The organism is Candidatus Neomarinimicrobiota bacterium (assembly GCA_021157965.1).
Lineage (GTDB): Bacteria > Fidelibacterota > Fidelibacteria > Fidelibacterales > Fidelibacteraceae > Fidelibacter.
Map to the genome: position 1 here is coordinate 1 of JAGGVO010000005.1, position 12717 is coordinate 12717.

The following is a 12717-nucleotide window of genomic DNA, read 5'->3' on the forward strand; positions in this document are numbered from 1 at the left end:
CCATTAAGACAAGGATTGAAACGCTTTTAACACCAGATATGTGGTTCTGTTATTCATTGTTGAAGTGTCCATTTCATTAAGACAAGGATCTTACCTCGCTTTGCTCAGGTAGGTAGAAGTTAAAAGGTTGGTGTTGCTGTGCTCCTGGAATTTCAATCAAATCAATCCCCCAATCTAATCAATCATCCAATCAATTCAGTCCCTCTGCGTCCTCTGCGGGAGGCCAAAACGTGACGAGTAACGCGTAACGCGTGATGCGTGGCCCGATTCCCCAATCAAATCAATCTATCCAATCATCCAATCAATTGACTTTCCACTGTCGACTATTGACTACTCCGACGCCATACAAGGCATCGAAAATATCACATATAATGTCCTTAAAAATTATTTTTAATAACTACCAATCCAATCAACAATTATGCCCCAAAACTTACCTGTTTCCGACGGGATAAATCCCGACGCTTTTTTGGGACAAGCATCCTGAAGGATGCTCCTTTTTGCATCGGAACACCATCAGGGCGCTTCAGCGCCTCCCGACTGCATCCGACTCAATGACCGGTATTTTCTCGTTCCTCGTCCCTCGCTACTTCCCCCAATCAAATCAATCTATTCAATCTATCCAATCAATCGAATTTTAACTGCCGACTGTTCACTGACAACTGTCGACTCATCTCTGTCAACTGTAAGGCATTAATGATACCTTGCAAATGGTGTTTTATTAATAAGATGTTTGCAATTTCTTCCTGAAAAACATGAGGAGTGATGAGTATGATAAAAGAATCAGATGAATTTTGGGATGATATTGAGATAGGTTTTGATGAATTGGAGATGGAAGTGGAGAAGTTGTTATATCCCATAGAGAGCTGTGACTGGTGTGGAAGATCCCCGGTGGTCTATGAGGATGAAGCTTATTCCCTTTGTGAACACTGCCGTGAACAACTTTTTGATGATTAAGTCTCTTTAGTCATATTTAGTCATAAAGCCGGTACTTCCTGAAGTACCGGCTGCATAATATATTGAAAAATGGAAGATACTGACAAAATTCTTACAACCTGAGTGTATTTCTGTAAGTCAGAAAAGACATGTTACAAAAGACACATTATCCTTGCCATTGTATTAAACTCATATAAAAGAGGGGGTGCTACCATGCTAGAGACAATACATATTACATCCCACGCGAGACGACGAATGGCGCAAAGGGGTATTACAAAAAGGGAATTAAGAATTTGTTTGAGTCTTGGTGAAGTCTATCATCGGACAGGTGCTGTCTTCTTCGTTTTGACCAGTAAAGTTTTACATAAAGTGACTCCCTTTTCATCTGTCATAGATGAAAAGATGAACGGACTTACGGCTATTTTACATTATGATGGAGAAATTCCCTGTGTTACAACTGTTTATAAAAATCAAAATGCGGTTAGAAACATTCGGAAAAAAGGAAAACAAAATGCTAAAATCAAAGGATTATCATGCTAATAAAACTTTATAAAAGAAGTAATTTAGTAAATGTAAATCAAAATAAGAAAAAAACAAAACCAATTATTTATAAAATTCATTTTAAACAATTTGATACTGTGATATTGCAGTATTACATTATAAGCGATTTATTACTAAGTATGGGAGATTTTTCATGATTCAGGAGGTATTCATAGCTGTTGTAGGAACATCACCTCAAGTTGTTACTGAAGCGTTGTATTATTTCTATTCAGATTTCTATCATGATCAGAGAAAGTTCAACCGAATCCGGTTAATTACAACAACGGCCGGAAGAAATCTCCTGATCAAAACCTTATTCCACGGAGAAAAACTTAAGGCTCTTGAAAAGGCACTCAACCTGGAACCTGGTACTATTCCCCTGACACCCAATGACATCATTTTGCTGACAGATAAAATGGGGAACCCCATCAATGATTTACGGACGACAGAAAGTAATCTGGATTCCATAGGGAAGCTGTTCGATGAAGTTTACCGGTGGACTTCCATGCCTGATACACGCATAACGGCTCAGGTCTCCGGAGGCCGTAAAACCATGAGTGCCTTTATGGCCCTTGCCCTTCAGCTCTATGGACGCGAACAGGATGATATGGTTCATATCCTGGTACCCGATGATAAAATGAGACCAGGATCAGACTGGTTTTTCCCTCAGGATCCATCCCGGGAAGATGAAAAAATGGAACTTTCATATGTTCCTGTCCTGAAAGTCGGTCGGTATTTGAAAACAGAACTGAATATCCATCCTGAAAAACTTGTTCATAAGTTACAAACGGTTATTCGTGAACGCTTTAATCTTGAAAATCTTATTGTAAATGGCAGGGAAATTATTTGTGATAACCATAAATTGAGCTTCAGTCCTAAAAAGGCTGCTGTCTACAGACTTCTTTTACGAAAAAAAATGAATGCTACCTGTGAAGAAAGTTGTATAGGATGTGAAAAATGTTCTTATTCACCCCTTGAGTTGTTGGATGCATTTGAAAATGGCGAGTTGTACCGGGAGTATATTAAAGTGGACAACCCTTATAGTACGCGGGCCGATAAAATGAAACATATTAAAGGTCTGGATACGGGAAATATTTATACCGATATCAGCCGAATTCGTTCTGATATTGATAAGAGTGATATTCCTCCGGATATGAAAAAAGCCCTCAGACCCGAAATGACATATATTCCGTATGAAGATACCTACCGGTATACTCTGAATTTGAATAAGAAAATCATACGCTTTATTAAGGAGGATTAAAGTGTTTTTGATCCTCCTTTATTTAATAGACAGCAATTACGAAGATATATATATAATGATATTCCAAGCCAATGGGAAAGGATAGTCATATGAAAGCTTATGGTGTGATGATGGATGTCAGCGGAATCCAAAATTATATTTTTGGAACAAACCGACTACCTCAAAATGTTGGAGCTTCCCGGATTGTGGAAAAGATCCTTAAAGAAGAGTATCTTACACAATGCCTGGATGATACCGTATCTGAAGAGGATCTCAACACATGGCGGGAAAATGCCCGGGAGATTTCCCTCTTGGATACAAAGGGTATCCTTCTTGCCTATACCGGCGGTGGGAATGCTCTTCTGGTATTTAAAAATAAGGATAAAGCAGTCAAATTTGCCCAAAAATGGACATTCCATGTCATCCGGGATTATCCGGGACTTAAACCTGTTACGGGAATTGCATCGGGAGATTTTAATCCGGAAGATTTTAAAACATTCCGCGATATCTGCTGGCGTGCCCTGCAACGTGAAAAATCTTTAAATCTACCCGTCATGGATTTTCCACGGCATGGGTTGACGGCTGAATGCGTATTTACGGGAGAAGCGGCTGAAAGTCGAAAGGTCCCCGGTGGATATTTTGAAAATGAAGAAAAATATATTTCCAGGCAGGTTCAGAAAAAGCATAATGAAAGTGAATATCTTAAAAAAAACTGCCGTGATTATGGGTATCTGGGGGAAAATGAAATTCCTCTTAAATTTGAAGATCTGGGCGGGAAATCTGCTGATGCCAATAAAACCCTGATGGCTGTTGTCCATGTGGACGGAAATAATATGGGTAGGCTTTTTAAAGATATTCAAAGCCTGAAAGCCTACCGGGAGAAATCGGTTCAGGTGAATAGTTATGTTTATGAAGCTTTTAAACGGTTGGTACGAGATTTTAGGAATATCCAAAAGGACCATAAGGACGAACTTTTTGAGACTGATAAACTTCTGATCAGGCCTATTATTCTTGGGGGGGATGATATAACCTTTGTCTGTTACGGACAGTTAGGACTCTGGGCAGCCGAAAAATTTATCCAACATTTTCATGCAGTCCAGGAGGATAAGGGAGATGGAGTGATTCATGCCTGTGCCGGAGTGGCCGTGGTTAAACCCACTTATCCTTTTGCCCGGGCTTATGAACTGGCAGAGGAATGCTGCAGCCGGGCAAAAGAAGTTACCCGTAAAGAAGATCGGTCTGCCATTGATTACCATATTCTCAAGTCGGGTATCTTTTCATCCCTGAAAGATATCCGTACCACTTACTATAACGGTGATCAAATTGATTTGAAAGATGATAAATATGATGAACATGATTCAAAAAATGGAAGAAAGGAACTCTCCATAAATCCTCTCATCAACCGTCCCTATGTTTTGGATACCTTATCAAAGATACACGATGAAAACATATATCTGGTGTCCTGGAATATGGTGAAAGAAACGACTCAGGAAATGGCAACATGGCCCAATTCAAAAATCAAGAAGATGCGGGAAGCCGTTCTGGCCGGAAAAGATCACTTTCAGACTTTTTGCAGTCAGATGGAACGGCTGAATTTTTCTATTCCAGAAAATGTACACTACGACGGTAAAGAAGGGGTCCGTCCCCTGGATTGTGTGGAATTTTTGGAAGCATATCCATCCTGGCTTTTAAAGGAGGACAAATCATGAAATCTCTTGAATTTAAAGTGGAACTCTTATCAGATACACTGCCCGGTTCAGGAAGCAGTGGCGGGGTGGTGATTGATACGGATGTGGCAGCCGATGAATTTGGTTTTCCCTACCTGCCCGCCAAACGATTGAAAGGACTCTTTCTCGAATCCGCCTGCGAGGTGTTGGAAATGGCACCGGATCTCATCACGCCCGATGATATTGAACGGATTTTTGGAAAAAGCGGTAATGCAGAATCCCACTCGGTGATTGTGGGAGACGGATTACTGGAAGGCATGGAAGAAACTACAAGATGGATCCGGTCTGTTGTGGAAAACAATGCGGATTTTAACAAGATTTTTCATTCCGAACCAATAAAAGAGATATTTACTATCACACGGCGTCAGACGAAGATCGACCCGGAAACCGGAACGGCCGAAAAACACAGTCTGCGAACCTTCCGGGTGCTGAAAAGGGGACTTGTTTTTGAAGGGACTATCCATTTTCGGGACGATTCACATGTAGAGAGGGATATTAATCTTTTAAACCTGATTGTCCGAAACACCTGTTATATGGGGACCGGCCGGAACCGGGGATATGGACACGTTAAGATGACTCTTTTTAAAGACGGGCATGAGATGAATCCTGCAGAAAGCATTGCGAAGCTTGAAAAAGGAGGTGTGGCATGAAGCAAACCATGGATCTGATTCTTACTTTGCGACAGCCGGTGATTATTGCCAATGATCTTGGTGGGCAAAATCATACGGCATCCGGTGATATGATTCCCGGTTCCGCCATCCTCGGAGCCCTGGCTTCTGCCTATATTTCTCGTCATAAACTGGGAAAGGACGCTCATAAAGATGATGGTTTCCGGCATCTTTTTCTGGAAGATAAATGCCGATACCTCGATGCCCTTTTATCATACAATGGTGTTCGCCTTGTTCCCATCCCTATGCATATTGAAAAAGTGAAAGGGAAAGATACCTGGGTATCGGTTTTTAACAAACAGGGAGACCATAAGAAAGAATCCGGGTATATCCTCCCGGAGGAAAAAACAAAGGTTTTTAAACCTAAAAAGGAGATTTTCTTCCATACTGCCCGGCACCTGAACGGATTGACAGGCAAATCAGAAAAAGATGAGGGACATGTCTTTTCGTATGAAGCCCTCGCAGCCGGCCAAACTTTTATCAGCCGGATTATTGCAGATAAAAAGGATCTGGATACTATCCGGAATCTCTTTCCGGAAACATTTCAGTTTTTTTTCGGTCGCTCCAGAACAGCGCAATATGGATTATGTGATGCCAGGTTTTCCGAACCGAAACCGGTAAAACCAGCAGAGGTTCTCGGCGATGTCATCATGCTTTCCTGTGTTTCTCCCACCATACTCATTTCTGAAAATGGGATACCGGTCACAAACTATAAAGCTTTTATTGATCAATTAAATAAACGGGCGGGGGTTAATGCTGAGTTAGTGCAAAAAGAAGCATTACCCATGATGATCAGCCGTACCGAAACCGTGGAAAAATACAATGCCCGATGGGGATGTAAACGTTGGAGTGAACAGGCTTTTTCTCCGGGGACGGTGTTGGGCATTCGGGTACATGATGAAGCAGAGAAAAAACGCCTGCTCGACTTTATTGCAATAAATGGCCTTGGAAGGCATACCGGTGAAGGGGCAGGAGAACTACATGTGTGGAAGGATGAACATATTCAATCCCGGATTCAAAAAGAATTGGATTCTTCAGGTGATATTCTCCCTATGCCGGAAGAAGCATCCTACCTGGTGGAAAAAATCCTCCTGGGATATGCACGGAATGAAATGCTGGCAAAGGCTGAAAAAGAGGTATCTAAGAAATCGAAAATTGATGAAAATTTCCCTGGAAATCTGTTTTCACGCCTTTTAACTGTTTTTCAGGCTGCGGATTCACCGAAAGATATTGAAAAAGCTCTTCTGAACATGCAAAAAGAGAAGAAAGATAAAACGAGTGATGACATTTTTCTTGCTTCAAAAAAGGCTTTTGAAAATCTCCGGCGCCTGAAAGTTAATGGAATATCCTTAGCCGACAGACTCAGTCATGCTTCAAAAGATCAGGAGGTTTTGATGGGAAGCTTGATTCAGGACGTATCCAAAACAAAAGGGTATTCTGAACTGGTCAAGCAATTTCCATCCAATCCTCTGAGAAAAAAGGAGCATCAGATCAGCTTGTGGAAAGATTTTTGGATTCATTATTTAACCCTTGCGGCAAAAAGTGATGTAAAAAAAGCCGAAAAGGAGACCGGAAATGAGTGATATCTTAAAAAAACGAAAAGGAAAAATCTTAGGTCGTGTATTAGTCAAAGGTGAGTTTCATCTGTTAAGTCCGTTGATTATCGGTACCGGAACAGGTGATGAAACAGATAATGATCTTCAAACAGACGGGATGGGGCTCCCTTTTATTCCCGGGAGTTCCTGGATTGGAGCTGTTCGGGCATTGTTTGAATCGGCGGTAAAATCCGGAGATATGGACCATGAAGATATGGCCAAATTTCTGGGAATGATACGACAGAACGAGGAAGGGCAGGATTATCAAAGTGCCCTGATCGCCAATGATTGTCACCTGATTGGTCACAGTCCGGATATTGAAACACGTACCAATGTACGCCTGGATCCTGTTTCTCGCACTGCTGAGGAGGGTGCCTTGTTTAATTATCAGATCCTGAGTATTAAAAATCAGTTCAGGTTTGGGTGTGAACTGGTCATTCGTGAAGGACAGTTTGAAAGCATGGAGCAGGGACTTGAATATTTGGATTCAATGATCCAGCTACTGGAGAATGGAGATATTTCATTAGGAGCGAAAACCAACAGCGGTTATGGACGAGTCCAACTTGTCCAAACGGAGTATTGTTATTTTGATTTTGCCGGAAAACCGAAGATGGGCAAAAAATGGTTATCCCGGGAGTTTGACTGGAAAAAAAGAGAACTCAAACCGGTTCACTTACCTAAACTTATGTCCAATGATTCTGTTGTCAATGTCCGCTTTAAACCGGAAACCTCTCTCATGATCCGTGAGAAAATCCTGGATGATGTGGTGGATGTCCGGCATTTGCACAGCGGTGGAAAACCAGTGCTTTCCGGTACCTCCCTGAAAGGCGTAATCCGTCACCAGTGCCTGAAAATTTTAAAAACCATTTTGCCTGAATCTCATGAATCAACGGCCGAAAAGATGATACAAAACATGTTTGGTTACGTAGAAAATGATGCGAAAAAGTTGAAAGAAATGGAAAAGAAAGGTGAATTGACGGCCTGGAAAGGACATGTTAGTGTATCAGAATCTGAGCTGCATTATGTAAAAACATCCCGCCAGACCCGGATACGGGTGGATTATTTTACCGGTGGTGTGTTTGAATCGGCCCTCTTTTCCGAAGATCCGGTCCGCCCTGAAGGCAAAGAATCCTACCTGGAAACACAAATCCGTCTGAAAAAGAATCCGGAGAACGCTTTGGGCAAAAAAAATCCAGAAAATAAAGTGAAAAATCTGACTTCCCTCCAGGAACTGGCTCTGATACTTCAGGCTGTTAAAGATATGTGGACCGGCTGGGTGCCCGTTGGCGGAGAATCGGCGATTGGAAGAGGTACCCTGAAAGGAGAAATCTTAACAATTCAATATAATCACCGCCAATTGAAAATCAGCGAATTGGATCATAAACTGGGTTTTGAGGGAGATAAATCCCTTTTAGATGAGCTTGAAAACGCCTGGAAAACACTGTTGGATAAGGAGGTTGCGGCATGACGATATGTACAGCACAATCCATGACGGATATAATTGAAGAATGTAATAAAAATAATATAAATGATGGGTATGCCTTGTTCTATACACTTCCTGGTATTGTATGGGCCAAAATCAACACCGGGGGTTTTGCATGGCGAAAGTTAGATGATGAGCCGGCTTTTGAGGATATCCTGAAAGCCCGTTTGTTTAACACCGCAGGTGAACTCCACCTGTGGAAGAATGAAGATTCTAAAGGGTTGATCGGGCGGTGTAAAAAGTTTGATGAAGTAAAATCCACAAATATTGAAAAAAAGTGGCTGTTTTTGGGTAAGGCTCTGAAACAGGAGAATGGATTCACCCTGATGGAAGAAGACAAGGGAGGAATCGGCTGGATTCCCCTGGAAATTGACACGGGAAAGTATGCCGGCATCCGGGTAATCCATGAAATAGGGTTTACTGGTGAGCATGAACAAAATGCCACAATCCAGGATGTGTTATTTGCCGGGTTGGATGTTTACAGGGAGGATGAAAAATGAGTACACCAAAACTGAAAGTAACACGGATTCATGTCAACGACACTTATCCGGAAAAGCATGTGGAACGGATCCGGCCGGAACGGATCGGTACAGCTAAATACAACTTTGTCCCCCTGAATTATGATGTGCTGGGATATGACCTGCCACCCAAAAAGGATCTGAACAGTCTTCAGGATCATAGCCGGTATAATCCGGAACTGCTTTCGGGGACTCTGGACTGCCGGTTGACAACCCTCTCTGAAATCTATGTGGGATCGGATAAAGAAGGGTGTTTTTTCCGTAATGTAGACGGAAAGGTTATGATTCCCGGCAGTTCCATCCGTGGACTTATCCGGGAAATGCTGAAAGTGATGAGTTATGGCCGCATGAACCAGATAGATGAAAAACGCCGGCTTTATACCCGCCCCATGGCTGATAAGGATAAGTTCTTCCGTCAATGGTACAACGATAAACTTTCAGAAGAGGGAAAAAGTAAAAAGGGTAAAGTGATCCGTTTGTATAAAGCCAGTGCCGGGTATTTATATAAAGATGGGAAGAAGGATGAATATGTGATTATTCCTGCCCAGTACCGGAAAGGACAAGATGGTATTAAGCAATATCAGCACGTGAGACAGGCAAATATCCGTCTGGATCTTGGCCGGAATCTGAAACAATTTGAAAAAGCCCAGCGGTCTGATGGCAGCTGGTATGTGGCTTCCGGCAGCGCCCCGAAGAAAAAACGGGACTGGCTGATCTATCCTCCGGATAAAGATGCAAAAAAAATTACATTAAAACCCCAGGATATTGAAAATTACCGGAAAGATACGGATCAGGCCAATGCCTCCCGGAGGAAAAAAATTGACCTGCTTAAGGAATATAAAAATAACAGGCAAAGATATCCCCAGGGCATTCCGGTGTTTTATACACAAGATAAAAAGGGAAATGTGACCTTTGGTCATACAGGACTGTTCCGGGTCGGTTATGAAAAAGCCATTGGCGAGCATTTAGTGAAGATCCACACTGAACAAGAGAAATCCTTCATCGATATGGCGGAACGGATCATGGGGTTTATCTTTCAGAACGGGAAAAAGAACAATGAAAAGGAGAACTGCCAGGCAATGGCCGGTCTGATCCGGGTGGAAGATGCCTTTTTGGTCAAAGGAGGAAAGACCCTTCCAAAGCGGAAGGTCGTCCTGGGCGGACCCAAACCGACAGCATTTCAAAATTACCTGGTGCAAAAGACCGACAGTCTTCAGAATATGGATACGTACAATAGCAACACACCGTTGCGGGGCGCGAAGTTCTGGTGGCATCGCCCCATTGATATGGACACCTTTTCCGAACAGAGTGATGCAGTGAAAACGACCATTGAACCTATTGAAAAGGAGAGCGAATTCAGATTCCGGGTCCATTTTGAAAATCTGACGCCTTATGAACTGGGTGCATTGCTGACGGTAATTGAGCTTGAAAAGGGACTGGTGCACAAAATTGGTATGGCAAAAAGCCTGGGATACGGATCATGTCGTATTGAAAGCCAACTTACTCTGTGTAATCCATCAAAACGTTATAAAAAAATCTTTCAGGAAAGTTCCTGGAATACGGGACAGACAGCGGAAGATAAAGAAAAGCTGAAGACCGATTTCAAAACCATGGTATATCGGGTGATGAAAAAAAGTCCTTACGAAAACGACCGGAACACAGCGGGTTACTGGGACCTGTACCGCATGCGGCAATTGAAAAAAATGCTGGATGTAGCGTATGGAAACAGTTTAAGCAGCCGGGTAATCCGGGATCAGGATTTTGCCAAAGAGAGCCGGGACCGGAAAATATTACCTATTCCGGAAAAAGTATAAACACCAGATAAAAAAAGGATATACAAGATGATACGCAGTATAACCGTCAGGAATTATGGTCCGTTTAAGGACGAACAAAGTATTGAAATAAAACCTTTCACTTTGCTGTACGGGTTTAACAGTTCAGGGAAAAGCACTCTGCTCAGAACCTTTCGTTTTATCCGGGAGCCCTATTGCAGCCGGGAAAGACTGGAGGAACTTGGGTTCAGGTCTTATTTTGATTCCAAAGAGCCATCCATGATAAAATGGACTTCACCTTTATATATATCCAAGGATATAAGCAACTCTGAAGAATTCAAGCCTTGGGAATACCAGATTGAATGGGAACGGATTACCCAGGTTGAAACAGAACCAAACAGTAAAGACCAACTGGATATCACTATTGTTAAACCTGGATACAAGAGAAAAATTACCTATTTTCCACCATCAGCGATACATCAGCAGATAGATTCATACATAAGTGTAGATGATGCATGGATTGATGAATATTTAAAGAATAAACATAGTTTAAAAAAGGTTATTGAAACAAAAAATGCTCTGAAAAAGATTAATGTTAGGATCATTCATGATCATGAAATTGAAATTGTAACGGAGAATAAAACATTCAAAAGTAAAAATGCTGAACAATTTGTGTCCGAAGAACTCAGTGCATTTCTTAAAAAGTTGAACACATCGGTTACTGAATTTATCTCTAATAAATATATTTACTTTCGTCCCCACCGGGGTGCACCGCGGCCCATGTATACACCGGAGGAATTCAATGAATTCTATGGTGAATTCTGGGAATCCATAAAAGAATATATAGAAGTTGAAAATAACATCAATGACGAAACGTCTGCTTTCAGCCCGCTAAAAATTGAATATTTCTCTTTAAATCGAGCGATTGAAAAAAATTATTATGATTTAGTGAGTCAAAAAAAGGACGAACAAATTTCTTCTAAAAATGAAAATAATAACCAAGAAGAAGAAGAGAAACAAAAAAAAGAATTTGTTGATGAAATATCTGATAATGATAATGATAATGATAATGATAAAAATACACTAATCACATCTGATGATAATAACGAACAAAATGACATCAACGAAATAAAAGATAATGATATTGAATTTGACGAATCAGTGTTAAAAATTTGTGAAATTAATGAGCTTATCAAGTATCAAAATTCTCGCCATAAATCATTAATTCTTCTTAGATATTTATTGAATCTTCAAAATTTTTCGCATTATGATTTAATTATTGAACATCTGAAAGGGAACAGTTTTTTGGAGCAGTATAAAATCGGGATAAAACATTTTGATAAAACATATCAAAATTCCTTCTTCCCATTAACATCTGTAGGATACGGGATTTCTCAGGTATTGCCATTGCTTTGCAGTATTGCACTGAATCATAGTATAATCATCCAGGAACCTGAATCCCATTTAAATCCCCAGGCTCAACTGTATTTAATGGATTCAATTGTAAAACTCGATAAATATAAGTTTACTCAACAATATTATTTTCTTGAAACCCATTCAGAAATCATTCTCCGCTATTTACTGAGAAAAATTCAATTAGATAATAAGTATAGGGATAAATCTTCAGTTATTTTCTTAGAGCAGAATCCTAAAAAAACTGAAACAGCACTCTCCCAATTTGAGATTGATGAAAATGGAATAGTAAGAAACATGCCGCCTCTATTTAATGAGTATTTTGAAATTGAAGATATAGTGGATTAATGAGGTTATAAATGGAAAATAAATTAGACAAACATAAAACATTATTTCCTTTTGTTAAATTTTCATTTCAAAAGCCACTGAAAAATGAGAATTTAATACTTATCCAAACATTGATAAGAAAAATAATATACTACGGCATTTGTATCGATGACATTAAATTTGTAAACACACCTAAAAATGAGGTTACAGTTAGTTCCATAATAAGAAGAGTAAAACGTATGACACCCCATAACATATATAGACCAAGTAATTCATATATACTTATTACTGATGAAGACAAAAATACTAATGATAATATATTTAATATAAATGATAATAATATTATTGAGAAATTAGAATTATTTTTTAGAGACAGAGTATATTTAAAAAAAGACAAAAAAACAAACAAAAGTGATGAATTTTTATGTTTATTTGAGAATATCTTAAAACATTCCGCTAAAATAGTATTATTTGATTCTCAATACTTAAAAGCAATTATAG

General features: G+C 40.2%; 11 protein-coding genes. All 11 read left to right on the forward strand.

Annotated elements, in window-relative coordinates; translation table 11 throughout:
- The first annotated feature begins 768 nt into the window (after nt 1-768).
- Entirely contained in the window at nt 769-954 is a 186-nt protein-coding gene (locus tag J7K63_00610; protein ID MCD6233528.1) for a hypothetical protein, read from the forward strand.
- Nucleotides 955-1146: 192 nt separating this feature from the next.
- Nucleotides 1147-1473 carry a DUF4258 domain-containing protein gene (locus tag J7K63_00615; protein ID MCD6233529.1) on the forward strand — a complete coding sequence of 109 codons (327 nt, stop codon included), beginning with the start codon at nt 1147-1149 and terminating at the stop codon, nt 1471-1473.
- A 154-nt stretch (nt 1474-1627) separates the two neighbouring features.
- Nucleotides 1628-2734, forward strand: coding sequence for a TIGR02584 family CRISPR-associated protein (locus J7K63_00620; protein ID MCD6233530.1), 1107 nt, complete (start codon nt 1628-1630; stop codon nt 2732-2734).
- An 89-nt stretch (nt 2735-2823) separates the two neighbouring features.
- Nucleotides 2824-4422: a hypothetical protein gene (locus J7K63_00625; protein MCD6233531.1), complete on the forward strand. Its 1599-nt coding sequence runs from the start codon at nt 2824-2826 to the stop codon at nt 4420-4422.
- On the forward strand, nt 4419-5090 hold the full coding sequence (locus J7K63_00630) for a hypothetical protein (GenBank protein ID MCD6233532.1): 672 nt from the start codon (nt 4419-4421) through the stop codon (nt 5088-5090). The genes J7K63_00625 and J7K63_00630 overlap by 4 nt, the downstream gene beginning before the upstream one ends.
- Nucleotides 5087-6691, forward strand: a complete 1605-nt coding sequence (locus J7K63_00635) for a hypothetical protein (GenBank protein ID MCD6233533.1) — start codon at nt 5087-5089, stop codon at nt 6689-6691. The genes J7K63_00630 and J7K63_00635 overlap by 4 nt, the downstream gene beginning before the upstream one ends.
- Nucleotides 6684-8171 carry a hypothetical protein gene (locus tag J7K63_00640; GenBank protein ID MCD6233534.1) on the forward strand — a complete coding sequence of 496 codons (1488 nt, stop codon included), beginning with the start codon at nt 6684-6686 and terminating at the stop codon, nt 8169-8171. The genes J7K63_00635 and J7K63_00640 overlap by 8 nt, the downstream gene beginning before the upstream one ends.
- Entirely contained in the window at nt 8168-8686 is a 519-nt protein-coding gene (locus J7K63_00645; GenBank protein MCD6233535.1) for a hypothetical protein, read from the forward strand. Before J7K63_00640 ends, J7K63_00645 begins: the two co-directional genes overlap by 4 nt.
- Nucleotides 8683-10518: a TIGR03986 family CRISPR-associated RAMP protein gene (locus J7K63_00650; protein ID MCD6233536.1), complete on the forward strand. Its 1836-nt coding sequence runs from the start codon at nt 8683-8685 to the stop codon at nt 10516-10518. The genes J7K63_00645 and J7K63_00650 overlap by 4 nt, the downstream gene beginning before the upstream one ends.
- A gap of 27 nt (nt 10519-10545) precedes the next feature.
- Entirely contained in the window at nt 10546-12237 is a 1692-nt protein-coding gene (locus tag J7K63_00655; protein ID MCD6233537.1) for an AAA family ATPase, read from the forward strand.
- 11 nt (nt 12238-12248) lie between these two features.
- On the forward strand, nt 12249-12717 hold a 469-nt coding region (locus J7K63_00660), incomplete at its 3' end, for a hypothetical protein (protein MCD6233538.1).